25 protein-coding genes are annotated in these 22,511 nt (G+C 74.4%); 15 read left to right on the top strand and 10 right to left on the bottom strand.

The window, feature by feature from the left end:
* Positions 1-105 precede the first annotated feature (105 nt).
* Positions 106-711, top strand: coding sequence for a GNAT family N-acetyltransferase (locus tag ACFZBD_RS05145; protein WP_391135495.1), 606 nt, complete (start codon positions 106-108; stop codon positions 709-711).
* Here ACFZBD_RS05145 and ACFZBD_RS05140 read toward each other — a convergent pair.
* The 3 genes from ACFZBD_RS05140 to ACFZBD_RS05130 all read right to left on the bottom strand — a co-directional run bounded on the left by ACFZBD_RS05140 (position 699) and on the right by ACFZBD_RS05130 (position 2,337).
* Entirely contained in the window at positions 699-1,037 is a 339-nt protein-coding gene (locus ACFZBD_RS05140; RefSeq protein ID WP_391135491.1) for a DUF6204 family protein, read from the bottom strand. The two genes, ACFZBD_RS05145 and ACFZBD_RS05140, sit on opposite strands and share 13 nt — an antisense overlap.
* A gap of 295 nt (positions 1,038-1,332) precedes the next feature.
* Positions 1,333-1,692: a VOC family protein gene (locus ACFZBD_RS05135; protein WP_391135488.1), complete on the bottom strand. Its 360-nt coding sequence runs from the start codon at positions 1,690-1,692 to the stop codon at positions 1,333-1,335.
* 72 nt (positions 1,693-1,764) lie between these two features.
* Positions 1,765-2,337 (bottom strand): helix-turn-helix domain-containing protein, encoded by a 573-nt coding sequence (locus ACFZBD_RS05130; protein ID WP_391135485.1) that lies wholly within the window; start codon positions 2,335-2,337, stop codon positions 1,765-1,767.
* Positions 2,338-2,413: 76 nt separating this feature from the next.
* On the opposite strand from ACFZBD_RS05130, the gene ACFZBD_RS05125 reads away from it, so the two are divergent.
* Both ACFZBD_RS05125 and ACFZBD_RS05120 read left to right on the top strand, forming a co-directional pair.
* Complete coding sequence (locus ACFZBD_RS05125; protein ID WP_391135482.1) at positions 2,414-3,166, top strand: hypothetical protein; 753 nt, start codon at positions 2,414-2,416, stop codon at positions 3,164-3,166.
* A gap of 211 nt (positions 3,167-3,377) precedes the next feature.
* On the top strand, positions 3,378-3,812 hold the full coding sequence (locus ACFZBD_RS05120) for a hypothetical protein (protein ID WP_391135479.1): 435 nt from the start codon (positions 3,378-3,380) through the stop codon (positions 3,810-3,812).
* A 77-nt stretch (positions 3,813-3,889) separates the two neighbouring features.
* On the opposite strand, the gene ACFZBD_RS05115 is transcribed toward ACFZBD_RS05120, so the two are convergent.
* Complete coding sequence (locus tag ACFZBD_RS05115) at positions 3,890-4,837, bottom strand: methyltransferase domain-containing protein (protein WP_391135478.1); 948 nt, start codon at positions 4,835-4,837, stop codon at positions 3,890-3,892.
* Positions 4,838-5,033: 196 nt separating this feature from the next.
* On the opposite strand from ACFZBD_RS05115, the gene ACFZBD_RS05110 reads away from it, so the two are divergent.
* The 3 genes from ACFZBD_RS05110 (at position 5,034) to ACFZBD_RS05100 (ending at position 9,562) form a co-directional block, all read left to right on the top strand.
* Entirely contained in the window at positions 5,034-6,884 is a 1,851-nt protein-coding gene (locus ACFZBD_RS05110; RefSeq protein WP_391135475.1) for a transketolase, read from the top strand.
* Between the two features lie 343 nt (positions 6,885-7,227).
* Entirely contained in the window at positions 7,228-8,460 is a 1,233-nt protein-coding gene (locus ACFZBD_RS05105) for an aminotransferase class I/II-fold pyridoxal phosphate-dependent enzyme (RefSeq protein ID WP_391135472.1), read from the top strand.
* Between the two features lie 70 nt (positions 8,461-8,530).
* Entirely contained in the window at positions 8,531-9,562 is a 1,032-nt protein-coding gene (locus ACFZBD_RS05100; protein ID WP_391135469.1) for an MBL fold metallo-hydrolase, read from the top strand.
* Between the two features lie 74 nt (positions 9,563-9,636).
* On the opposite strand, the gene ACFZBD_RS05095 is transcribed toward ACFZBD_RS05100, so the two are convergent.
* Together ACFZBD_RS05095 and ACFZBD_RS05090 are read right to left on the bottom strand one after the other, a co-directional pair.
* A complete protein-coding gene (locus tag ACFZBD_RS05095) occupies positions 9,637-10,281 on the bottom strand; it encodes a VTT domain-containing protein (protein ID WP_391135466.1) in 645 nt (214 codons plus the stop codon).
* A complete protein-coding gene (locus ACFZBD_RS05090; protein ID WP_391135463.1) occupies positions 10,278-11,051 on the bottom strand; it encodes an MBL fold metallo-hydrolase in 774 nt (257 codons plus the stop codon). The genes ACFZBD_RS05095 and ACFZBD_RS05090 overlap by 4 nt, the downstream gene beginning before the upstream one ends.
* A gap of 443 nt (positions 11,052-11,494) precedes the next feature.
* On the opposite strand from ACFZBD_RS05090, the gene ACFZBD_RS05085 reads away from it, so the two are divergent.
* The 5 genes from ACFZBD_RS05085 to ACFZBD_RS05065 all read left to right on the top strand — a co-directional run bounded on the left by ACFZBD_RS05085 (position 11,495) and on the right by ACFZBD_RS05065 (position 17,353).
* Positions 11,495-11,899, top strand: coding sequence for a hypothetical protein (locus ACFZBD_RS05085; RefSeq protein ID WP_391135460.1), 405 nt, complete (start codon positions 11,495-11,497; stop codon positions 11,897-11,899).
* Between the two features lie 295 nt (positions 11,900-12,194).
* On the top strand, positions 12,195-14,375 hold the full coding sequence (locus ACFZBD_RS05080) for a phage holin family protein (RefSeq protein WP_391135457.1): 2,181 nt from the start codon (positions 12,195-12,197) through the stop codon (positions 14,373-14,375).
* A 66-nt stretch (positions 14,376-14,441) separates the two neighbouring features.
* Positions 14,442-15,881 (top strand): amino acid permease, encoded by a 1,440-nt coding sequence (locus tag ACFZBD_RS05075; protein WP_391135454.1) that lies wholly within the window; start codon positions 14,442-14,444, stop codon positions 15,879-15,881.
* A gap of 648 nt (positions 15,882-16,529) precedes the next feature.
* Positions 16,530-16,697 carry a hypothetical protein gene (locus tag ACFZBD_RS05070; protein WP_391135451.1) on the top strand — a complete coding sequence of 56 codons (168 nt, stop codon included), beginning with the start codon at positions 16,530-16,532 and terminating at the stop codon, positions 16,695-16,697.
* A gap of 176 nt (positions 16,698-16,873) precedes the next feature.
* Complete coding sequence (locus ACFZBD_RS05065) at positions 16,874-17,353, top strand: GNAT family N-acetyltransferase (protein ID WP_391135448.1); 480 nt, start codon at positions 16,874-16,876, stop codon at positions 17,351-17,353.
* 49 nt (positions 17,354-17,402) lie between these two features.
* Here the strand turns inward: ACFZBD_RS05065 and ACFZBD_RS05060 are convergent, their stop codons facing one another.
* A complete protein-coding gene (locus tag ACFZBD_RS05060) occupies positions 17,403-18,017 on the bottom strand; it encodes a low temperature requirement protein A (protein ID WP_391135445.1) in 615 nt (204 codons plus the stop codon).
* A 2-nt stretch (positions 18,018-18,019) separates the two neighbouring features.
* On the bottom strand, positions 18,020-18,187 hold the full coding sequence (locus ACFZBD_RS05055; RefSeq protein WP_391135442.1) for a hypothetical protein: 168 nt from the start codon (positions 18,185-18,187) through the stop codon (positions 18,020-18,022).
* 200 nt (positions 18,188-18,387) lie between these two features.
* Here ACFZBD_RS05055 and ACFZBD_RS05050 point away from each other — a divergent pair, with 200 nt between their 5' ends.
* The 3 genes from ACFZBD_RS05050 to ACFZBD_RS05040 all read left to right on the top strand — a co-directional run bounded on the left by ACFZBD_RS05050 (position 18,388) and on the right by ACFZBD_RS05040 (position 20,769).
* On the top strand, positions 18,388-19,665 hold the full coding sequence (locus tag ACFZBD_RS05050; protein WP_391135440.1) for a hypothetical protein: 1,278 nt from the start codon (positions 18,388-18,390) through the stop codon (positions 19,663-19,665).
* A gap of 70 nt (positions 19,666-19,735) precedes the next feature.
* Complete coding sequence (locus ACFZBD_RS05045; RefSeq protein WP_391135437.1) at positions 19,736-20,188, top strand: hypothetical protein; 453 nt, start codon at positions 19,736-19,738, stop codon at positions 20,186-20,188.
* A 167-nt stretch (positions 20,189-20,355) separates the two neighbouring features.
* A complete protein-coding gene (locus ACFZBD_RS05040) occupies positions 20,356-20,769 on the top strand; it encodes a hypothetical protein (RefSeq protein WP_391135434.1) in 414 nt (137 codons plus the stop codon).
* On the opposite strand, the gene ACFZBD_RS05035 is transcribed toward ACFZBD_RS05040, so the two are convergent.
* Positions 20,759-21,583 (bottom strand): helix-turn-helix domain-containing protein, encoded by an 825-nt coding sequence (locus tag ACFZBD_RS05035; RefSeq protein ID WP_391135431.1) that lies wholly within the window; start codon positions 21,581-21,583, stop codon positions 20,759-20,761. The two genes, ACFZBD_RS05040 and ACFZBD_RS05035, sit on opposite strands and share 11 nt — an antisense overlap.
* 91 nt (positions 21,584-21,674) lie before the next feature.
* Between ACFZBD_RS05035 and ACFZBD_RS05030 the strand changes: the two genes are divergently transcribed.
* Positions 21,675-21,980, top strand: a complete 306-nt coding sequence (locus ACFZBD_RS05030) for a 4a-hydroxytetrahydrobiopterin dehydratase (RefSeq protein WP_391135428.1) — start codon at positions 21,675-21,677, stop codon at positions 21,978-21,980.
* 94 nt (positions 21,981-22,074) lie between these two features.
* Here the strand turns inward: ACFZBD_RS05030 and ACFZBD_RS05025 are convergent, their stop codons facing one another.
* A complete protein-coding gene (locus ACFZBD_RS05025; protein ID WP_391135425.1) occupies positions 22,075-22,494 on the bottom strand; it encodes a helix-turn-helix domain-containing protein in 420 nt (139 codons plus the stop codon).
* Positions 22,495-22,511 lie beyond the last annotated feature (17 nt).

Here is a 22,511-nt window from a genome sequence, read left to right as displayed (position 1 = left end):
CCCCGGCGGGGCCCCGTCGGGCGGGCCGGTGCCGCCGAACGCCGTCCGCATCCGCCGTCCCGTCCGCCGAGTGCCCCGCTCCGGGTGCGGCGATAGCATGATCGGATGAGCGACGACCCCGGCCGGTACCTCGCGGCGGGCCCGCGCGTCGGCCTGCGGGCCTACGCGCTCGACGACGCGGCCGAGTTCACCGCCCATGTCCGCGCCGGCCGCGCGCTGCACCGCCCCTGGCTCTTCCCGCCGGACAGCCCGGAGGCGTACGCGACCTACGCGCGGGCGATCCTGGCGGATTCCGCTCGGGAGGGCTTCCTCGTCTGCGAGCGGGCGGAGGGCGGTCGCCTCGCCGGCTTCGTCAACATCAACAACATCGTCCGCGGAGCGTTCCTCAGCGGGACCCTCGGCTACGGCGCCTTCGCGCACGCCGCGGGCCGCGGGGTGATGTCCGAGGCGCTCGGGCTCCTGCTCCCGTACGCCTTCGGGCCGCTGGGGCTGCACCGGCTGGAGGCCAACATCCAGCCGGGCAACGCCCCCTCGCGCGCCTTGGTCCGCCGCGCCGGGTTCCGTCTCGAGGGCTTCTCGCCCGCGATGCTCTTCATCGACGGCGACTGGCGCGACCACGAACGCTGGGCGATCACCGCACCGCGGACCGGCCCCGCCGATCGCCCCGCACCCCCTGCCGGCTCCTCAGGGCCGGCCGCTCACCGCTTGTAGTTGATCTTCATCGTGTCCATGTCCGTCACGGACGACTTCAGCTCCCCGTGGCCGTGGCCGGATTCCCTGAGCGCGGTCTCCACCCGGTCCTCGGCGATCACCGCCGCCATCTCCTCGCCGTCCTCCGCGTCGGAGACGACGATCAGCCGGTACGAAAAGTGCTTCAGCGTCCTGTCATAGGCGAGCGAGCCCTCGGGCGTGAAGCGCATCCCCGTCAGACCGTGCTCGTCGACCTCGGCGAGGAGCCGGGCCCGGCTCTCCTCCGACAGGCCGTCGAACGTGCCGCGCACGATCACGCGGTAGGTGTGCTGGGGCCGGCTGCTCATGTCGCTCCGTAGGTACGTCGTCGTCGGAGAAGCAGAGTACGGCGGAGAGGCCGAGACGCATACGGAATATTTCGGGGCCCTCGACGCCCCGTCCGACCTCGGTTCGCCACCTCCGTACGGGCTGCTGCCCGCCGAACTGGACTCGCCGCTCGGTACGTTGGTCCGCTCCGAGCGGTGCGTCGGACTCGGCGTCACGATCTTCTACGAACCGATCTCGGCCCTGATCTCGACCCCGCCGGCTTCGCCGGGGCGCTCCTCGCCGACCTGGTCGTCTCCGCGCTCGCCGGCCCGCCGGCTACGCGTCGGCGGCCGGGCGCCGGTCGACGTATTCGAAGACCGAGCCGTCCGGGTGGATGGCGACGAGATTGCGGCCGACGGGCGTGGGCACCGGCCCGGCGACGATCTTCGCGCCGGCCGCCGTCAGCGCGGTGAAGGCGGCGTCCACATCCTCGACGGAAAGGGTCGCCGCCACCTTCCGCAGCACCTCCAGCTCCGACTCCGGGCCGCTCATCAGCAGGAAGCAGCCGACCGCCGCCACCGAAACCCCGCCCCGCTCGAAGCGCAGGGCCGGGCTTCCGGTGAGCCGCTCGTAGAAGTCCACCGCCGGGTCGAGGTCGTCGACGCAGACACGCAACGTGGATCCCAGGATCTCCATGGTGGAGAGCCTAGTTGGCGACCGGCGACGTGTGCCGCGATCTCACTGATCAAGCACGCGGCCGGCTGCCGTTCAGTCGGCGGGCAGGCCGAACCAGCGCAGGAGGACGGGGCGTGCGTCGTCGGGGGCGTCCTCGGGGTCGCGGGCATAGCGCGCGAGCAGGGCCAGATAGTCGTCGTGGAACGAGTCCAGCTCACCCCGCGTGAGGTGGATGAGACTGCGTGAACCCCGCATCCAGCCCTCGGACTCGGCCTGCCCGGCGGTGAACTGCCGGGCAAGCTCGACGTCCTCCTCCATCCGCATGCGGTCCAGCTCGGCCGACATGGCGCGCTCGGCCACCGTCAGCTCACCCTGCGGCGGTCTGCGGATGTCGAGGCCCCGCACCCCGCGCCACCAGCGCTCACGCCCTCCGGAGCGCTCGGGGATGTCCTCGATGAGGCCACTGCGCTCCAGCATGCGCAGGTGGTAGCTGAGCGTCCCGGTGTTCTCCCCGAGGGCGGCGGCGAGCGTGGTCGAAGTGGCCGGGCCCGCCGCGTTGAGGTGGCGCAGGATGCGCAGGCGCAGGGGGTGCGACAGGGCTTTGAGTACCTCGGGGGTGTCGACCGTGCGGTGCGCCGCGGCGTCCGCTGTCCGCTCTTCCGTCATGGCGGCAGTCTAACCGGATGGCAGCAATTTCTCTGCAGAGCTTCCTCTGCAGAGAAATCTCTGCAATGCTCTGTGTATGACGCTGAACCGAGAGATCCTGAACCGCACACTCCGCCGCTTCGCAAGTGCCGCTGCGGCGGCGCTGCTTGCCGGACTCGCCCTGGGTGCCGCACCCGCGCAGGGAGCTGAAGGGGTCGCGGAGCTGCCCGAGTTCGACTTCTCCGCGTGTCCGACCGTCGACGAGCTGCCCGCGGGCGCGGACCCCGGGACCTGGCGCTGCGAGGTCATGCACGCCACGGGCCGTCTGCGCATGGGCGCCATCGACGAACCGCTCACCGAACCCATGAAGATCACCTTCGCGGAGGGCCGTGTGGGCGGTGAATTTCGCCAGGTCTTCGGGAAGATGACAGCCGCGCCGATCCGGGTGGGAGGCACCCCGCTGACCCTGACTCCGCGGTACGGCGGATACTCGGACTTCCTGTCCGACGACACCCGGCGCGGCGAGTTCGACATCACGTTCGCCATAGGCGTCGCGCACGGGCTGCCGGCCCCGCTGTCGTCTCGCTGTTCGGTGGGCAGCGCGGAGAACGCGGTCCACCTCGTGCTCAAGGACACCGATCCGACCCGGGTGATATCCAAGGACCCCCTGGTCGCCGCGTTCGGTGCCCAGGACGCGGAGTTCGCCGCCCCGGGCACGAGTGGCTGCGGCCCCCTCCGCCGCGTGCTCGACCGGGCCCTGGGCCTGCCGTCCGCGGCGGGGGCGAACGCCTTCGACATGGATGTGACGGTAGCCATCCGGCCCTATGGGGAGACCGGTTCGGGCGCGTGATCGAGGCGGCCGCCGCGCTGCCGACGGCCTTGGTGACCTCGACCTGAACCGGACCGTTACGGCGGGGCGGGCGGGCGGATCGGCCAGCGGGCGTTGGGCGTCGCCGGCGGTGGTGGCAATCCGCAACGTTGCGGAGTCACGACCTTCCGTCGCGGTGGCACAGTCGCATCCCGAGGGGGCCGGACGGCGCCCCGTGCCGAGAGGAGCCACCGTGCCCACCGCTACGCACAGCAGATTCGGCCTGGCCTTGCTGGCCACCGGCGCCGTGGTCGCCGGCACGCTCGCCCTCGCGCCGCCGGCCGGCGCCGCCGGCGGCTCGTGCTCCGGGGCGGGACCGACGACGCCGTGGGGAAAGCCGACGGTCTACTGCGACACCTATGTCACCGCCAGCGTGCACCAGGGCGACACCCCCTTCGAGGGCGACTCGCGTGAGGTCGGCATCCTGTACGCGGGCCGCAACTGGTTCGTGTGCCAGAGCAAGGGCCGGGACAATCCGGTGATCCAAGGCGCCCAGAACAACTGGTGGCTCACGACCCTGGCCGATGTCGTCACGCGTCCCGGCGCCTCCGGCTGGGGCTCGTTCCCCGCCACCGCCGTGGTCCAGGGCGACGCGTGGCAGCCCGTCCCCGGCGTCCCGCTCTGCTGATCGGCCCTCCGTCACCCTCCGTCTCGAGGGCGGTGGGCGGGTCAGGCACCCCTCCGTGCCGAGGGCAGTGGAGCCGGTCAGGGGACCCGGCACAGGATCTCGCCGTGCGGCACCAGGAACCACGCGTCCTCCCGGCGCCCCCACTCCCGCCACGCCTCCGCGATCGCGGTGAGACCGGCGGGCGTGATGTGGCCGCCGTCCACCGCGAGTCGCGCGTAGACGGACTCGGTCGTACGGTCCGCCCACAGCCCGCTCCACCAGGCACGCTCCTCCGGCGTCGCGAAGCACCACGTGGCACCGGTCGTGGTGATGTCGGTGAAGCCGGCCCTCCGGGCCCAGGAGAACAGCCGCCGCCCGGCGTCCGGTTCGCCGCCGTTGCCCCGGGCGACCCGGTGGTACAGCTCCAGCCACTGTGCCAGGGCGGGCGGTTCCGGGTACCACGCGAAGGCGCCGTAGTCGCTGTCGCGCGCCGCCACCACCCCGCCCGGCCGGCACACCCGCCGCATCTCGCGCAGGGCCCGCACCGGGTCGCCCACGTGTTGCAGCACCTGGTGGGCGTGGACGACGTCGAAGGAGTCGTCGGGAAACTCCAGGGCGTGGACGTCCGCCACCGCGAACCGTACGTTCGTCAGACCGCGCGCGGCCGCCGTCGCGCGCGCCGTGTCCAGGACGTCCTCGGCGGCGTCCACCGCGGTCACCCGGCCCGGGGTCACCAGCGCCGCCAGGTCGGCCGTGATCGTGCCCGGACCGCACCCCACGTCCAGGACGTCCAGGCCCGGACGCAGTTCGGGCAGCAGATAAGCCGCGGAGTTGGCGGCGGTACGCCAGCTGTGCGAGCGCAGCACCGACTCGTGATGGCCGTGGGTGTAGACGGCCGTCTCCCGAGGGGCGCCCCGTGGCGCTTGCCCCGGCGCCACCCGCCTGTCGCCCTCGGCTGCTGCCGGGGCCTGCGCTCGGGCCCTCGCCTCGCCCCCTCTCGAACCCTCGCTCGGCGTTTCCGACGGTGGCATGGAGCTGAGCGTCATGACCGGACTCCTTTGTAGAGGTCTGCCGAGGGGTGTGACAGCCACGGTACGCCGATCGGTCGCATGTTGAGATAGGGATCTTGCTATATGGACAGTGGTGGAGTGACCCCCGGGTTACACCCGCCCTTCCTGGGCACCCGCGTGAGGAGCACCGCTGACCGTGCCCGCGCCACGCAGCCGTGGAGGAAGATCCGCCATGAACGCATCGTTGTCCGCGCTCGCCCAGCAGCTCCGTGTCGACGCCGTGCGCGCCGCCGACGCGGCCGGTTCCGGACACCCCACCTCCTCGATGTCCGCCGCGGACATCGGCGCGGTGCTCCTCGCCCGGCACCTGCGCTACGACTTCGCCCGCCCCGACCACCCGGGCAACGACCGGCTCGTCCTGTCGAAGGGCCACGCCTCCCCGCTGCTGTACGCCATGTACCGGGCGGCCGGGGCCGTCGACGACGACGAACTGCTCACCTTCCGCCACCGCGGCAGCCGCCTCGAAGGCCACCCGACGCCCCGGCTGCCCTGGGTCGACGTCGCCACCGGCTCCCTCGGCCAGGGCCTGCCCATCGGGGTCGGCATGGCGCTCGCCGGAAAGTTCCTCGACCGGGTGCCGTACCGGGTGTGGGTGGTCTGCGGGGACAGCGAGATGGCCGAAGGGTCGATCTGGGAGGCCGTCGAGCACGCCGCGTACTCCGGGCTCGACAACCTCACCCTGATCGTCGACGTCAACCGGCTCGGGCAGCGCGGCCCCACCCGCCACCAGCACGACCTCGGCGCCTACGCCGCCCGCCTGGAGGCCTTCGGCTGGAACACGCTCTCGATCGACGGCCACGACCTCGACGCCGTCGACGCCGCGCTGCGCGAGGCCCGCGCCGGTGCCGGCCGGCCCACCGCGATCCTCGCGGCCACCCGCAAGGGCAGGGGTGTCGCCGCCGTCGAGGACCGCGAGGGCAAACACGGCAAGCCTCTCCCGGACGCCGAGGCCGCCATCGCCGAGCTGGGCGGCCGCACCGACCTGCGGGTCACGCCGCCCGAACCGCCCGCCGCCCAGGTGGTCCGTCCCGCACGCGACCGCACGCCGGACCTGCCGCGTTACGACAAGGGCGGCGACGAGGTGGCCACCCGTAACGCCTACGGCGAGGCCCTCGCCGCGCTCGGCTCGGTCCGCGAGGACGTCGTCGCGTTCGACGGCGAGGTCGGCGACTCGACCCGTACCGAGTTCTTCGCCAAGGCGCATCCCGAGCGGCACTTCGAGTGCTACATCGCCGAGCAGCAGCTCGTCGCGGCCGCCGTCGGAGTCCAGACGTGCGGCTACGTCCCGTACGCCACGACCTTCGCCGCCTTCCTCACCCGCGCCCACGACTTCATCCGGATGGCGGCCGTCAGCCGCGCCGGAATCAACCTCGTCGGCTCCCACGCGGGCGTCGCCATCGGCGAGGACGGACCCAGCCAGATGGGCCTGGAGGACCTGGCGATGATGCGGTCGGTGCACGGCAGCACCGTCCTGTACCCGTGCGACGCCACCCAGGCGGCGAAGCTCGTCGCGGGGATGGCCGACCTCGACGGGGTCCGCTATCTGCGCACATCCCGGGGCAAGACGCCGGTCCTCTACGACCCGGACGAGGAGTTCCCGGTGGGCGGCAGCAAGGTGCTGCGCAGCCATGGCGAGGACGACCGGGCCACCATCGTGGCCGCCGGGGTCACCGTGCACGAAGCGCTGCGCGCCGCCGACCGGCTGGAGGAGCGGGGCGTGCCCGTCCGCGTCATCGACCTCTACTCCGTCAAGCCGGTGGACAAGGCCACCCTCGACCAGGCGGCCGGCACGACCGGCTGCGTCCTGACGGTCGAGGACCACCGGCCGGAGGGCGGTATCGGCGACGCGGTCGCCGAGGCCTTCTCCAACGGCCACGGCGACATGCCCCGCCTGGCGCGCCTCGCCGTCCGCTCGATGCCGACTTCGGCGACTCCGGAGGAGCAGCTCCACGACGCGGGTATCGACGCGGACGCAATCGTCTCGGCGGTCGAGCTGATGGTGGAACGGGTCCTGGTGCGCTGACCTGCGGGGGCGGGGGGCATCGCGCGAGAGCCCTCTGCCCGCGCTCCACGAACGCCCGGCCACCGATCACCGGCCGCCGGCCACCGTTCACCAGACACCGATCACCGGCCGGCGTTCACCCGTTCACCCGTCGCCCCGGACGGCGGCCGGCCCGCCCCCCGGCAGCCCTCCTTCCCACCCCGGGGCAGTGCTCCCCGCCGGTCCCGCCGGCCCCGGAGCGCCCACCCGACCGGCCCCCGCGCCGTCCCCCGAGGCGGGCGTTGAAGCGGCGGGGTGCCGTGAATCTTCGTATAAAGGCAGTGGCGCCCTGGGTGTGCCGAACGAGGCTCGGGAGGTGCGGGACATGCGGCAGACGGCTCCGGAGGGCCGAGGCCCGGTGCGCTACGGACCCCCCGTTCCGGAACCCGGGCTGCCGGTCCTCCCCGGCCTGGCCTCCCTCCTCGCCGGGGCGGCCGCCCGCACCGCCGTCGAACCGCCCGGTGGCGGCCCCGTCCTGCGCGAGGCCGCGAGCGGTTACTGGTGGCGGCGCGGCCTGCGCACCCACCCCGAGGACGTCGTCGCCGCCCCCGGCGCACAGTCCCTGCTGTTCGCCCTGATCGCCGCCCACGGCGGCGACGTCCTGATGCCCCGCCCCTGCCCGGCCTGGTGGACCCCCCAGGCCCGCCTCCTCGGCCGCCCGGCCTACCACGTGCCGACCCCCGCCGAGTGCGGCGGCGTCCCGGACCCGTACGCCCTCCTGGAGACCGTCCGGCGGGTGCGCGCGGAGGGCGGCCACCCCAGGCTGCTCCTGCTCTCCGTCGCCGATGATCCCACCGGCACCGTCGCACCGCCCGAACTGGTGAGCGAGACCTGCGAGGCGGCCGTCGGCGAGGGGCTGCACATCATCAGTGACGAGACCTGGCGGGACACCCTGCACAGTCCCCGGGACACCGTCCTGGTCAGCCCTGCCGAGATGTGCCCCGAAGACGCCACCGTCCTCTACGACCTGGCGGCAGCGCTCACCCCGGCCGCCTGGCCCTGCGCCGTCGCCCGGTTCCCGCCCGCCGCCCCCTCCCGTACGGACCGCTACGCCGACCCCCGGGCCCGTACCCTCGACGTCCTCACCGCGCTCGGCGCCGTCGTCGCAGGACCCGTCGCGCCCGTGGCGGCGCACGCGCTCGACGAACCCGAGGACGTGACCGTACGGGCCGGGCGGACCGCCGCCCTGCACGCGCGCGTGACCGCCGCCGCGCACCGGGCCGTCCTCGCCGTCGGCGCGCTCGCCCTGCCCCCGCGGGCCGGCCGCCACCTCTACGCCGACCTCGGGCCGCTGCGCGCCGGGCTCGCCGCCCGGGGCGTCACCGACTCCCTGGAGCTGGAGAACCACCTCACCGAGCGGCTCGGCACCCCGGTCCCCGGAGGGCACCGCTTCGGCGACGAACTCGGTTCGCTGCGGGCCCGGTTCGACACCGGGGTCCTCCTCGGCGAGACCGAGGAACAGCGGATGGAGGCGTTCGCCTCCGCCACGCCCGAGGAATCGCCGCACGTCGCCGGTGCGTTGCGTTCCTTCGCGGCCGCCCTGGAGGAACTGCGGTGAGCCCGGGGACACTCCGGCCCCGCCCCAAACCCCGACATCCCCGACGAGCCGCCGAGAACGGAGCCCGCAGATGACGGAACAGACGGCACAGCCGGCCCAGGCCCCGCGTACCGACGGCGCACGCACCGCCCCTCCCGTCCTCCAGCCCCTCGGCCGGATCCGGGACGACTGGCCGCGCTCCTTCGCGGACCGCCTCACCGCCCCCCTCCCCGGCGTCCGCGCCATGGCCCGCCTCGCCCGCGAGGGCGCCATCCGCCCCGGCGCCGACGGGCTCCGCGACATCCCGCTGCTGCCGTACGAACCCGGCCCGCTGCCCGCCATCGCACCGGGGACCGTCGCCCTGAGCTGGGCCGGGCACGCCAGCTGGATCGTCGGCATCGGCGGCCTCACCGTCCTCACCGACCCCGTCTGGTCCCGCCGGATCCTCGGCACACCGGCCCGCATCACCCCCGTCGGCGTGCGCTGGGAGGACCTGCCGCCCGTCGACGCGGTGGTCATCAGCCACAATCACTTCGACCACCTCGACGCCCCCACGCTCAAACGGCTGCCCAGGGACACCCCGGTCTTCGTACCCGCCGGACTCGGCCGCTGGTTCACCCGCCGGCGTTTCACCCGCGTCACCGAACTCGACTGGTGGGAGGCGGCCGAACTCGACGGCGTCCGCTTCGAGTTCGTCCCGGCCCACCACTGGTCCAAGCGCACGCTTCTCGACACCTGCCGCTCCCTCTGGGGCGGCTGGGTCCTGGCCGACCGGTCGGGGCGCCGGGTCTACTTCGCCGGGGACACCGGCTACGGCCACTGGTTCGCCGAGATCGGCCGCCGCCACCCCGGCATCGACCTCGCGCTGCTCCCCATCGGCGCCTACGCGCCCCGCTGGTGGCTCAGCGACGTCCACACCGACCCCGAGGAGGCCGTCCGCGCCTTCCAGGACCTCGGGGCACGGCGGATGGTGCCGATGCACTGGGCGACCTTCGTGCTGTCCTCCGAGCCCGTCATGGAACCCCTCACCCGGGTCCGCGCGGCGTGGGAGCGGGCCGGGCTGCCCCGGGAGAACCTCTGGGACCTCCCGGTGGGCGCCTCCCGCCTCCTCGCCACCCCGTGACGACGGGCCGGGCACGGTTCTCCGACCACCCCGGCCCCTACGGCCCCAGGCCCCCTCAGATTCCCTCGGCCCCCTCAAGCTTCCTTCGCACCGCTCCGGCGCGTGCCCCGCGCCCGCTTCCACAGCGCGGGAGCGCCGCTGACCAGCACCGTGAGGACCACCGCCGCGAGCACGCCCTGCCACGGCTCCGGGAACAGCGAGCCGCCGAGTATCCCGATCAGCTGGTAGGTCGCCGTCCACGCCAGGCAGGCCGGCAGATCCCCGCGGGCGAACCGACGCAGCGGCATGGCCGCCAGCAGGCACGCCAGCATGACCGGGATCCGCCCCGCGGGCACCAGCCGCGAGAGCACCAGCACCGACACCCGGTGCGTCTCCAGACGCTCCCGCGCGTGGTCCAGCAGCTCCGGCGCCGCCCGGTCGCGCAGCGCCTCCAGCCACCGCGACCCGTTCTTCGAGCCGACCCCGCGCCTGCCCAGCCAGTACAGGGCCACATCGCCCAGGAGCGCGGCGGAGGACGCCACGAGGAAGACGAAGAGCAGCGGCCACGGCGCCGTCTGGTGGAAGGCGACCACCGCCGCCGTGCTGACGATCGCCCCCGTCGGCACCACCGGCACCAGCGCGCCCAGGGACACCAGCAGGAAGAGCGTGGGATAGCCGACGGCCTGCTGCGCCGACTCGGGCGGCAGCTCCCGTACCACCTCCCACAGTCGGTCGATCACCGGGCGACCTCCGGCCGCACCCGTTCGCCGTGGCCGAGCCGGTGCACCGTCACCTTCGGCGCGAGCCGGCGCGCGTGGCGGACGAACTCGTCGCCGGGCGCGTGGAACTCGTGCGGCCGTACCGCGTCCATCCCGATCGGCCAGTACGTGCCGTAGTGCACCGGCACCGCCGCGGCCGGCGAGAGCGCGGCCAGCGCCTGCGCCGCCCGGCCCGCGTCCAGATGGCCGTGCCCGAGGTGCGGGCCCCAGCCGCCGACCGGGAGCAGTGCCACGTCCACCGGCCCGACCGCCTCCGCCATCCCGTCGAAGAGGCCCGTGTCCCCGGCGAAGTACGTCCGCGCCTCACCCTCCAGGACGTACCCGAGGGCGGGGGAGCGGTGCGGCCCCACGGGCAGCCGCCGGCCGTCGTGCAGCGCCGGTACGGCCCGTACGGTCACGGCGCCCACGGCCAGCTCGTCGCCGGGCTCCACCTCGCACAGCCGCAGCCCGTGGGCGGCCAGCCTCCGCAGCCCCGGGACGGCGCCGGGGGCGCCGCGCGGCACGATCAGCCGGGTGCCCGGCGCGACGCGGGCGAGGGAGGGCAGATGGAGATGGTCGGCGTGCAGATGGGAGACGAGGACCGCGTCGGCGACCGCCGCCTCGGGTGGCGGAGCGGCACCGCGCCGGCGCCGCAGGTGCGCGAGACGGCGCGCGAAGAGCGGGTCGGTGAGCAGCCGGACCCCGGAGTCCTCGACCGTGCAGGTGGCATGACCCCACCAGGTGACCTCCACCGGTACGCCCGCCCCTCTCCTCGTCGACGACCTCGCCACCGCCGGGGCCCCCCGGCGCACCTCCGGTGCGCTTCGGTACGACCCCGCCGCGGGCGCGGGCACCCAGCGTGCCCGCACTTCCGCATGCCCTCGGTACGGCCTTGGTACTCCGCGCTCCTGTGACGAGGGTAGATCTCCCGCGCGGACGACGCGGGGCGTCCGCGATGGGAGGCGGGGGGCCAGCCGTCGGTCGGCGACGCGAGGGGAGCCGCGGCGAGCACCCGGGGGACCACCGGACACGCGGCGCCGTGTCCGCGCCGCGGAGGCGTCCCGGCCGTCACCGAGGACGGCCGGCGCGCCTGCCACACCTGCGGATACTCCTCCCCGCCCTGACACCCGAACGCCCCCGGGAACCGCCGCGTGCGCCCTCCTCGCGGACCCGTGTTCGGAGTAGGGTCGGCCCCATGGACGACGTTCGGGTGGCGGCGATCGCCAGCCTCACCCCGCTCGAGGAACTCGACAGCGACCCCTTTCTGGTCGACACGCGCAGCCAGCACGCGATGTGCGACCGCTGGGCCCGCGACAAGGGCTACGTCGTCGCGAGGCAGCTGCTCTTCTACGCGATCCGCCCCGACCACGCCGCGCTCTGGGCGGACGTGGACGACGACGAGGTCGACCTCTTCGTCGCCCCCAACGACCGCGTGCTCGCCCGGGCGTTGACGGACGTGCACGGCTTCTACGCGGAGTGCGAGCGCCGGGGCGTCCGGCTGGAGACCGCGGGTCTCGACGAGCCGACGTACGACGCGCCCGCCAAGGCGGACGTCCACCGCCGGCTCTCCATGCCCACCGCGGGATACGACGGCTGCTAGAACATGTTGCGAACGTCCCGCCCGGCCGGGAACGCCTGATCGCCCGGGCCCTCGCCGTCGGCCCGTGGGAGAACGTCCTGGACCGCCTGGCGGCCGTCGCGCCGGACGCCGTCCGGGTGGTGGCGGCCGAGCTGTTCTCCGGACCGTAGCGGCCCGCGACGAACGCGCCGCACATGCTCCGTGGTCCCGCGGGCCGCTGCGCCCACGCCCGGGAGCCGCCCCGCCGATACGGCCCCGGGGCCCGGGAGGCGGTGTGCCAGGCTGGGGGCAGGAACAGGTGAAAGGTGAACCAAGCGTGGGTGACGGGCGATGGCGCAGTGCCGACCGCTGGCGGAAGGCGGGCAGTGCCCTGGGGCGGGTGATCGTGGTCTGGGCCGTGTCGACCCTCACCCTGCTGGCCCTGGCCGGGCTGCTGCCCGACTTCGAGCTCCAGTCGTCCCAGGACGGCGACAGCATCACCCGGACCGCGCTCACCGCCGGCTGGGCCGCGGGCGCGTTCGGGCTGCTCGGCGCGCTCGTGTGGCCGCTGATCGTACGCGCGCTGCTGCTCGTACCGGCCCTCCTCCTCGGGCTGTTGGTCTTCTTCCTCAACGGCTCGCTGCTCCTCCTCGCCCTCTGGCTGATACCCGACGGGCGCGGCACGGCCGAGCCGGAGACCGCCGTCGTGGTCGCCGCGGTGATGTCCGCCGTCGCCTCGGCCACCTCCACCGCGCTCGCCGTCGGCGACGACGACGCCTACCGCCGCCGCCTCTACCGCCTCGCCGCCCGCCGACGCCCCCGGGCGGTCGTCTCGCCCGGCGGGTCCGGCGCCCCCGAGGCGTCCCACGGCACCGTCTTCCTGCAACTCGACGGCGTCGGCCATCGAGTGCTGCGCGACGCCGTCGCCGCCGGGCTGATGCCGACCGTCGCCGGCTGGCTCGACACCACCCACCGGCTCACCCCGTGGCGCACCGACTGGTCCAGCCAGACCGGGGCCAGCCAGCTCGGCATCCTGCACGGCTCCAACGAGGACGTGCCCGCCTTCCGCTGGTACGAGAAGGACACCGGCCGGCTGATGGTCAGCAACCGGCCGGCGAGCGCCGTCGAACTCCAGCGCCGCGCCATCGAGCGCACCGGTGACGGCGGGCTGCTGACCGTCGACGGGGCCTCCCGGGGGAACCTGTTCAGCGGGGGCGCCGAGCAGCTCGCGCTCGTCCTGTCGATGGCCGCCCGCCGGGGCCGCCGCAACCGCTCCCGCGCCGGCTACTTCGCCTACTTCGCCGACCCCGCCAACGCCGTCCGCACCGCCGGTTCGTTCGTCGCCGAGGCCGCCCGCGAAGTGGTCCAGTCGGGCCGGGCGCGGCTGCGCAAGGAGTCCCCGCGGGTCTCGCGCGGCGGCGCGTACCCCGTCATCCGGGCCTTCGCCACGGTCGTCGAGCGGGACGTGGTGGTCGCCGCCGTGATCGGGGACGTCCTGGCGGGCCGGACGGCCGTCTACGCCGATCTCGTCGCCTACGACGAGGTGGCACACCACTCCGGTCCGCACGGCAGGGACGCCGACCGGGTCCTCACGCGGCTCGACCGCTCGATCGCCCTGATAGCGGAGGTCGCCGCGCACGCGCCCCGGCCGTACCGGATCGTGCTCCTCTCCGACCACGGCCAGAGCCCGGGGGAGACCTTCGAGGGCGCGTACGGGCTCACCCTCAAGGACCTCGTACGCGCCGGGTGCGGGCTGCCCGTCCCGCGCAAGGTACGGCGCACGCCCAGCGGCTCGGAGGCCAGGGACGCGGCGCGCGACGCGCTGCGCAGCGCGCTGCACCGGCCGGCCGACGGGGAGGACGGCGACGCCGCCGAGGGGTCGGGCCGGCCGGCCGGCCCGCTGGTCCTGGCCTCCGGCAATCTGGGGCTGATCTCCTTCCCCGGCGTCCCGCACCGCATGACCCGGGAGGAGATCGACCGCCGCCACCCCGCGCTCCTGCAGACCCTCGCCGACCATCCCGGCATCGGCTTCCTGCTGGTGGCGAGCGACGAGCACGGGTCCGTGGTGCTCGGCCCGAACGGCGCGGAGGTGCCGGTCGCGGAGCTCGCCGACGAAGGGCCGCTCGCGGTCTTCGGGCCGGGCGCGGCGGACGCGGTGCGGCGGACGGACGGCTTCCCGCACGTCGCCGACATCATGGTCAACTCGATGTACGACCCCGAGACCGGCCGGGTGCACGCCTTCGAGGAACAGATCGGCTCGCACGGCGGCCTCGGAGGGGAGCAGGCGCGTCCGTTCCTCATGTCGCCGCTGGACCTCTCGGCGCCGCCGGCCGGCCTGGCGGGAGCCGAGCAGGTGCACCGCGTGCTGCGGGGGTGGCTGAGGGAGTGCGCGGGACCGCAGGTGCCGCTCCCGCAGGTGACGCCCGCGCGGGCGTCGCAGGAGATTTCACGGCCCGACATCGATTCGGAATCACTTCTTCCGGTTGACGGGGCGGCGGGGCAGGACAAAACCAGCTAATTTGGACGGGTGTTCGGCGTGTCCGACCATGGTCGGGTTTGTACGACGGAAGGCGCACCACCCCTCATGAGCACGGCCCCGACTCCCCAGGCCACCGCCCCCGCCCGCCAGGACGGCACGCCGGGCAGACCGCAGGGCGCCCCCGCCCCGCTCGACACGGAGCCCGGCGGCCCGCGGGACGGTGGGCAGGACGGCAAGCACGCCCGGCGGTTCGGGCTGCCGGTCGCGACGGCCCTGGTCATGGGCAACATCATCGGCGGCGGGATCTTCCTGCTGCCGGCCTCCGTCGCCCCCTACGGCACGATCAGCCTGGTCGCCTTCGCCGTCCTCACCCTCGGCGCGATCGCCCTCGCCCTCGTCTTCGGCCGCCTCGCCCGGCGCCACCCGCGCACCGGCGGCCCGTACGTCTACGCCCGCGAGGCGTTCGGCGACTTCGCCGGCTTCCTGGCCGCATGGTCGTACTGGATCACGGCCTGGGTCTCCAACGCCGCCCTCGCCGTCGCCGCCGTCGGATACCTCGACGTCCTGATCCCCCTCCACGGCTCCACGCCCGCGACCCTCGCCGCCGCGCTCACCCTCCAGTGGCTGCCCGCCCTCGCCAACCTCGCCGGCACCCGGTACGTCGGCGCCGTCCAGCTCGTGGCGACCGTGCTGAAGTTCGTACCCCTCCTCCTCGTCGCCGTCGGCGGACTGTTCTTCTTCGACGGCGACAACCTCGGGCCCTTCCTCGCCGAGGGCGACAGCGCCGCCGGCGCGCTCTCCGCCTCCGCCGCGATCCTGCTCTTCAGCTACCTCGGCGTCGAGTCGGCCGCCGTCAGCGCCGGCGAGGTCCACGACGCGCGGCGCAACGTCGGCCGCGCCACCGTCCTCGGCACGCTCGGCGCCGCCGCGATCTACCTCCTCGGCACGCTCGCCGTCTTCGGCACCGTCGGCCACGACCGGCTCGTCGACTCCACCGCACCGTTCTCCGACGCCGTGAACGCGATGTTCGGCGGCTCCTGGGGCGGGACGGCGATCGCCTGCATGGCGCTGGTCTCCATGGTCGGCGCGCTCAACGGCTGGACGCTGCTCAGCGCCCAGACCCCGTACGCCGCCGCCCGCGACGGGCTCTTCCCGCAGGCCTTCGCCCGCAAGCGGCGCGGGGTCCCCACGGTGGGGGTCGTCGTGACCGTCGTCCTCGCCTCCCTGCTCACCGTCTACAACTACACGGTCGGCACCGAAGGCGTCTTCAAGACCCTGGTCCTCGTCACCACCTTCACGGCGACCGTCCCCTACCTCCTCTCCAGCGCCGCCCAGATCTACTTCCTGGCCTCCGGCCGTCCGGAGCGCGTCGACCGCGGCCGCCTGGTCCGCGACACCGTCCTCGCCGGGGCGGCCTTCGCCTTCTCGATGTGGCTGGTCGCGGGATCCGGTTACGCGGCCGTCTATCAGGGGGTGCTGTTCCTCTTCGCCGGCGTCCTCGTCTACGCGTGGATGGCGGCCCGCAGGAACCGCGCGGCCGCCTGACGCCAACGTCCCCGCGCCGCCGCCTGACGCCGACGTCCCCGCGGCCGGGACGGCGGTGCCATGCATTGGTCGCGCCCGCCACGCCCCCGGTCCGGTGAATTCCGGCGTCCCCGCGTAGGCCGCCCGGGCGTATCACGGCCGGGGGAGGGAGAAGCCAGGGCGAACCGGGGCAGTTTGGATCTCCATGAGGTCCCTGTCCGCGCCACCCACCGCTTCCGACGCCCCGGCGGCCGGGACCGGCACGGCCGGGCAGCGGCGGCGGATCGGCCGGCGAGCGCGCCGGCGCGCCGTGCTGGTTCCCGTCCTCCTCGTCCTGGCCGCTCTCTTCGGGGCCGGTTGCGGGGCGGCCGGTCCCGCCGCCGTCGAGACCCGGTCCGCCGCGTCCACCACGCCCGACCCGGTCGGGGAAGCGCACGACACGGCCGAGTCCGAGAACGCCGCTCCCGGCCGGGACCGGTCCCGGCGGAGGGCCGCCGCCCGGGGCGGACGGTTCTCGCGCACGGCCCCGACCGCCCCGCGGGCAGGGGCCGACGCCCCGCTGCCACGACCCGTTCCGCGCGCCGGCGCCCCGCGGTGTCGGGTGATGCGCTGCTGAGAGGCCCGTGCCCCTCACCAGCCCCTCACCCCCGCACCGCAAGGAGCTTCGCCATGCCCATCGACCACTTCGCCGTGCTCAACGCCCTGCTGCGCGCGGAGGCCTCCCGCGACGAACGGCCCGTCCACGCCACCGCGCCGGAACCGGAACCCGCCCCGGCCCGGGAGGCCCCGGCCGCCGGCGTCCGCGCCCCCGCCCGGGAGGAGCACGCCGCCCGCTGAGCGAGATCGGCACCCGCGCCCGGTCAGTCGGCCGGCGGGTCGGCTTGCCGCGCGGTCGAGGGCTCGACGCCCGTCGACCGGCCCGGCGGCCCGGCGGCCCGCTCGCCGGCCTGCCCCCGCCGCCCCCACCGGGCCCGTATACGACCGGTCTCCTGGGGTTTGGCAGACTCGGCACCATGATGATCAGAGACGCCGTGGCGGAGGACTGGCCGAGCATCTGGCCGTTCTGGCACGCGATCGTGTCCGCCGGGGAGACGTACGCCTGGGACCGCGACACCGGCGAGGACGCGGCCCGGGCGCTGTGGATGGCGCCGGGGAGCCGGGTGTTCGTGGTCGAGGAGGCCGGCGAGGTGCTCGCCTCCGCCTACGTCCGCCGCAACTACGGCGGCCCGGCGGCCCGTGTCGCCAACGCCGGGTTCATGGTGGCGCCGGGCGCGGCGGGCCGGGGCGTGGGCCGCCGCCTCGCCGAATACGTCCTGGCGGCGGCGAAGGAGGACGGCTACACGGCGATGGTGTTCAACGCGGTCGTGGAGACCAACCCGGCGCTCGGGCTGTGGCGCTCCCTCGGCTTCACCGTCGTGGGCACGGTGCCGGGAGCGTTCCTGCACCCCGTGCACGGTCCGGTGGGCCTCCACATCATGCACCGGGAGCTGTGACCCGCCGCGCCCGGACGGCGGCGACCGCGCCCGCCACCGGCGTCTCCCGTCAGACGTCGGAAGCTCCAGGGGCGCCCGGGGTGCCGGGGGCCGTGGCTGGGGCGGGAGCGGTCGACGGGCGGCGGGCGTGTAGTGCGACGAGCAGCGACAGCGTGCAGGCGAGCAGCACCAGCGCCACGAGCGCCGGGACCAGGCCGACCAGCGGGCCCGCCACCAGACAGCACAGCCCTCCCACGGCCAGGGCCGTCGGCCGCCGGCCCGTGGAGCGCAGGACGATCGCGGCCGCGCCCAGCAGGAACACCCCGACACCGCCCGTCAGCGACCAGGCCACCACCCCGTGGAGCGGCTCCGCGAGACCGTAGTGCCCCGTGTCGGCGACCTGGTGGACGACCGTCTTCATGCCGAGGGCGCAGAGCACGACGCCCGCGACCAGCGGCAGGTGGAGGAAGGTGTACACGTCCCGGGCGAAGCGCGTGCGGGCATCGCCGGAGAGCCCCGCGAGCCGGTGCTCGGCCGCCTCGCCGAGCTGCCGGAAGTACAGCCGCCACAGCGCCGCCGAGAGCAGCAGCCCGGCGGCCGCCCCACCGAGGACGGCCGCGGTGAGCCGGAAACCGGACATCCCCCTGCCCAGCGCCACGATCGACTCGCCCAGCGCGATGATCACGATCAGGCTGTGGCGCTCGGCGAAGTGGCCCGGGGAGCCGACCCGCCAGCCGACGAGCCGGTCACGTAGATCCCGCCGTAGTCGACGGCCACCGCACCCGGCCACAACAGCAGCCGCACGTTGCCGTCGTACGCGCTGCCGATCAGCAGCAACACCAGCGGCGGCAGCACGGAGGCCAGCGCGGTGCGCCGCAGCGTCGCGCGCAGGGGCGCGTCGTCCGGGTCGGAGAGCCGAAATGCGCCTGTGCGGTACGGACGTTGGACTCCCGTCCGCCCCTCGGGCCACCCACCCCGGGCTCCCCGGGGCCCGTTTGGCAGACTTCCGCTGTCCCGGCGGGGAAACGCCGGATGGACAGCGAGGAGCACCGGCGTTGAGCGTCAGCATCGAAGGACGGATAGACCTCGCGGGGCCGGTGGGCAAACTGCTCCACCGGCGCCCGCTGAAGAACGGCACGGTCATGCAGTCGTTCGGCGTCGACCCCGTGTCGGGCGACATCTTCGTCGCCCAGCTGATGGGCGGCGGCACCCGGCTGCCGGACGAGTCCGCGCCGCTCTCCTATGCCGACCGCAACCTGCGCGGTGACCTCTGCGTCACCCGCCTCGACCCCGCGGGGGCCGTCACCGGGCACATGTATCTGCGCGGCTTCGGCCACGGCGTCGCCCTCGGTGTGGAGAATCGGGCCGGGGTGGTCCGCCTCTGGACCGAGACCGCGTCCGAGCCGAACGGCAAGAACGAGGGCTTCGGCACCGCCGTCACCAGCTTCGACTTCCGATCCGGCACGGTCCTCGACCACGGTTCCCCGCTCCACACCCCGCCCTACCGTCCCGCGCCCGGCGCCGAGTTCGTCACCTGCACGATCGACCGCGGCGCCGCCGAACTCGTCGTCCGCTTCCATCACGACGGCGCCGGCTACTTCGAGCGCCACGACCTGGAGAAGGCACGGGCCGGTGTGTGGGAGCCGCTCCAGCGCATCCCCCACCCCGACCAGAAGGGCTGGTTCCAGGGATACACGTCCCACGCGGGTGTGCTGTACCTGCTCTCGGGCATGCCCATCAGTCCCGACCACCCCGACAATCCGCCGCCGGGGAACGTCCATCTGACCGCCGTCGACTGGGCGACCGGCGCCATCCTCGACCAGCGGCTGTGCGTCGCCGCGCCCGGCCTGCCGTTCCGCGAGCCCGAGGGGATGACCGTCGTGGTACGCGACGGGGTGCCGCACCTCTGCTTCGGCTTCGCCGGCGAGCTGACCGGCCCGCGCACCTGCACCCTCATGTTCCTGTCCGGCGCGCCGGAGACCGACGGGGTGAAGGTGCTGACGGACTGGCGGCCCCTCGCCCTGGCGGCGGGGGTCACCGCCGACCGGTACGCCCCCGAGGGCCGGCTGATCGCCCTCGGCGGGACGACGTTCCTCCAGCTCAGGGGCGGCGTGAAAGGCGCCTTCGCGGCCGACGGGATCATCGCCACGCTGCCCGATGCGCTGACGCCGACCCTGGCCGTCCGGGCCAACGTCCCCCGCAACAACACCGCCGGCGTGTGCGTGGCCCGCGTCGAGGCGAGCAGCGACCGGCAGTTGCGGATCTACGGCGGACGCGACACCCACGTCATCACCTGGGCGCAGCTGGACAGCTTCAGCGCCGTCTGGAGCTGACGGCCCGGCGCGCGAGCCGAGCCACCCGCCCCCGCCCTTCCTCCGACACACCTCAAGGAGACGACCCCCCATGCCCCAGAACCGCCGCGGCATCCTCGGTGCCGCCCTCGCCCTGCCCGCCGCCCTCACCGTCGGCAGCCTGGCCGCCGCCTCCCCGGCCGCCGCCGCCCCCGCCGGCGTCGAGGCCGGCGAGTGGACCGACCTCGTCCTCGAACCCGGCATCACCCCGCAGGCCGGGGCCACCCCGCAGGTCCGCATCCTCACCCTCGCCGGAACGGCCTACCTCCAGGCGCGCGGCCTGATCTCCTGCAACCTCACCGCGGACGCCCGCATCGCCACCCTCCCGGCCGGCCTCACCCCGACCTGGTACGCCCGCGCCACCGCACCGCGCAACAACCACCAGGGCGTCAACGCCTGCCGCTTCGAGGTCAACCCGTCCGGCGCCGTCAGCGTCTACGGCGCCACCGCCACCAGCCCGATCACCTGGGTCCAGCTCGACTCGGTGCAGACCGTCTGGCGTTAGCCGTATCGACCCGCGGCACCCGGCCGCGGGGCCCCGCATTACCTGGGACGTCATCGACCCCGGCCGTGCGCGGCGGCATCGTGGTGGCCACCGGGACTCGGGCGGCGCACTCCGTCCGAGCTCCGGGCCCACCATCGGCCCGAACTCCCCACGGAGCGTGATCCGCCATGTCCCAGGCCCTGCTCACCGGTCTCTCCCGCACCACCCGCCCCCAGTCCATGGTGCGCCGCTTCCTCGCCCTCGACGCCGCCGTCACCGGCGGCAACGGGCTCGCCTACCTCGCCGCCTCCGGACCGCTGGGGGAGCTGCTCGGCGTCGGCTCCGGGCTGCTGCTCGAACTCGGCCTGCTGCTCACCGCGTTCGCCGCCGGGGTCGCCTGGCTCGCGACCCGCCCGCGTCCCGCCGCTCTCGGCGTGCGGCTCGTCGTCGACGTCAACGCCCTGTGGGCCGTCCTCAGTCTCGTCGCCCTCGTCGCCTGGCTGGAGCCCACCACCGCCGGCCTGGTGTGGATCCCGGCGCAGGCGGCCGTCGTCGCCGCCTTCGCCGTACTCCAGTGGTCGGCCCTGCGGGCTACGGAGTAGAACCCGACGCCCGCAGGTACGCGACCGTCGCCGGGTCGGCCGGGAGGAGCGTCTCGATGGCCAGCTCGGCGACCGTCACGTCCATCGGCGTGTTGAACGTCGAGATCGACGACACGAACGACAGCACCCGCCCGTCGTGCTCGATCCGCAGGGGCAGCGCGACATACGGGTACGGCTCCGGATCCTCCCGGCCCGGCCCGTCCTCCCCGTCGGCCGCGGCCTCCGGCACGGGATACGCGGCCACTTCCTCGTACAGCGCCCGCAGCGCCGCCGAACGGGCCAGGCCGATCTGCCGCTCCATCTGGTGCAGCAGGTGCGCCCGCCACTCACGGAGATTGCGGATCCGCGGAGCGAGCCCCTCCGGGTGCAGCGTCACCCGCATCACGTTCACCGGCGGGGTCAGCAGGTGCTCCGGCAGCCCGGCCAGGAGCCGCCCGATCGCCTCGTTGGCCGCCACCACGGTGTACGAGCCGTCCACGACGAGCGCCGGATACGGGTCGTAGCCGGAGAGGAGCTGCTCGATCCCCTTCCGCAAGGTCTCCATGCGCGGGGCATCGAGCGCCGTCTCCGTGTACCGGGGGGCGTAACCCGCCGCCAGCAGGAGCGCGTTGCGCTCCCGTACCGGCACGTCCAGGTGCTCGGCGAGACGCAGGACCATCTCCTCGCTCGGCCGGGACCGGCCCGTCTCGACGAACGAGATGTGCCGGGCCGAGGAATCGGCCCGTATCGCCAGCTCCAGCTGGCTCAGCCGACGCTGCTCGCGCCACCCCCTCAGGAGCGGCCCTACGCCCGGACCCGTCACGAGAGTTGTCATGGCCCGACGGTATCCCAGGTGTCGGCCCGGGTATCGAGTCTCCGGGACCGTATCGTCACGGTCAGCAACCCCGACCGGAGGGAGTACGGACATGCCCACAGAGCCGCTGTCGCAGAAGGAGATCGAGGACCGCCTGCGCGAGCTTCCCGGCTGGACGCTCGCGGACGACCGGATCACGCGTACGTACCGTCTCGGCGACCACTTCGCCGCCACCGCGCTCGTCGTCCACGTGGCACAGATCCAACAGGAGCTCGACCACCACTCCGACCTGACGCTCGGCTACGACACCGTCGCGGTCTCCGTGCACACGCACTCGGCCGGCGGCACGATCACCGAGAAGGACTTCGCCCTGGCGGAGCGTGTGGAGGCCGTGGCCCCGGCCCACGGAGCGAACTGACCCGGCGGCCGGCCCCCACGCCCCGCCGGGGCCCACCGCCCGCGCGGCCGGGTGAAGCGCAGCATGCATGGTGCCGGCGGGGCCGTGACACGCCCTAGGAGCGTGGCGGCGTTTTGGCCCCGCCGTTCCTGACCGGGCGCGTGTGGATCTTCGCGAAGCAGGCCGGGATCGCGGCGCCCTCGTCGTGGCCGCGGGCCCGGTAGGCGCTCGGGGTCTCGCCGACCAGCTCGGTGAAGCGTGTGCTGAACGACCCCAGGGACGTGCACCCGACCGCGAAGCACACCTCCGTGACCGTCAGGTCGCCCCGCCGCAGCAGGGCCTTCGCCCGCTCGATCCGGCGGGTCATGAGGTAGCTGTACGGCGTCTCCCCGAAGGCGGCCCGGAAGCTGCGGGAGAAGTGGCCCGGCGACATGAGCGCGACACGCGCCAGCGCCGGCACGTCGAGGGGATCCGCGTACGCGCGGTCCATCAGGTCGCGGGCCCGGCGCAGCCGGACGAGGTCCTCCAGGGTCACCCGACCACGATCCCACA

The organism is Streptomyces sp. NPDC008121 (assembly GCF_042957155.1).
Taxonomy (GTDB): domain Bacteria; phylum Actinomycetota; class Actinomycetes; order Streptomycetales; family Streptomycetaceae; genus Streptomyces.
Note: the sequence above shows the minus strand (reverse complement) of the source record. Positions and strands in the feature narration are given on the sequence as shown.

Bases quoted from the DNA above. Each gene is read 5' to 3' on its own strand.
- ACFZBD_RS05140 (WP_391135491.1), bottom strand. From the start codon at position 1,037: ATGAGCAGCCGGCCCCAGCACACCTACCGCGTGATCGTGCGCGGCACG.
- ACFZBD_RS05030 (WP_391135428.1), top strand. From the start codon at position 21,675: ATGCCCACAGAGCCGCTGTCGCAGAAGGAGATCGAGGACCGCCTGCGC.
- ACFZBD_RS05070 (WP_391135451.1), top strand. From the start codon at position 16,530: ATGCCCATCGACCACTTCGCCGTGCTCAACGCCCTGCTGCGCGCGGAG.
- ACFZBD_RS05045 (WP_391135437.1), top strand. From the start codon at position 19,736: ATGCCCCAGAACCGCCGCGGCATCCTCGGTGCCGCCCTCGCCCTGCCC.
- ACFZBD_RS05035 (WP_391135431.1), bottom strand. From the start codon at position 21,583: ATGACAACTCTCGTGACGGGTCCGGGCGTAGGGCCGCTCCTGAGGGGG.
- ACFZBD_RS05105 (WP_391135472.1), top strand. From the start codon at position 7,228: ATGCGGCAGACGGCTCCGGAGGGCCGAGGCCCGGTGCGCTACGGACCC.
- ACFZBD_RS05145 (WP_391135495.1), top strand. From the start codon at position 106: ATGAGCGACGACCCCGGCCGGTACCTCGCGGCGGGCCCGCGCGTCGGC.
- ACFZBD_RS05110 (WP_391135475.1), top strand. From the start codon at position 5,034: ATGAACGCATCGTTGTCCGCGCTCGCCCAGCAGCTCCGTGTCGACGCC.
- ACFZBD_RS05065 (WP_391135448.1), top strand. From the start codon at position 16,874: ATGATGATCAGAGACGCCGTGGCGGAGGACTGGCCGAGCATCTGGCCG.
- ACFZBD_RS05100 (WP_391135469.1), top strand. From the start codon at position 8,531: ATGACGGAACAGACGGCACAGCCGGCCCAGGCCCCGCGTACCGACGGC.
- ACFZBD_RS05085 (WP_391135460.1), top strand. From the start codon at position 11,495: ATGGACGACGTTCGGGTGGCGGCGATCGCCAGCCTCACCCCGCTCGAG.
- ACFZBD_RS05115 (WP_391135478.1), bottom strand. From the start codon at position 4,837: ATGACGCTCAGCTCCATGCCACCGTCGGAAACGCCGAGCGAGGGTTCG.
- ACFZBD_RS05130 (WP_391135485.1), bottom strand. From the start codon at position 2,337: ATGACGGAAGAGCGGACAGCGGACGCCGCGGCGCACCGCACGGTCGAC.
- ACFZBD_RS05040 (WP_391135434.1), top strand. From the start codon at position 20,356: ATGTCCCAGGCCCTGCTCACCGGTCTCTCCCGCACCACCCGCCCCCAG.
- ACFZBD_RS05075 (WP_391135454.1), top strand. From the start codon at position 14,442: ATGAGCACGGCCCCGACTCCCCAGGCCACCGCCCCCGCCCGCCAGGAC.
- ACFZBD_RS05135 (WP_391135488.1), bottom strand. From the start codon at position 1,692: ATGGAGATCCTGGGATCCACGTTGCGTGTCTGCGTCGACGACCTCGAC.
- ACFZBD_RS05125 (WP_391135482.1), top strand. From the start codon at position 2,414: ATGACGCTGAACCGAGAGATCCTGAACCGCACACTCCGCCGCTTCGCA.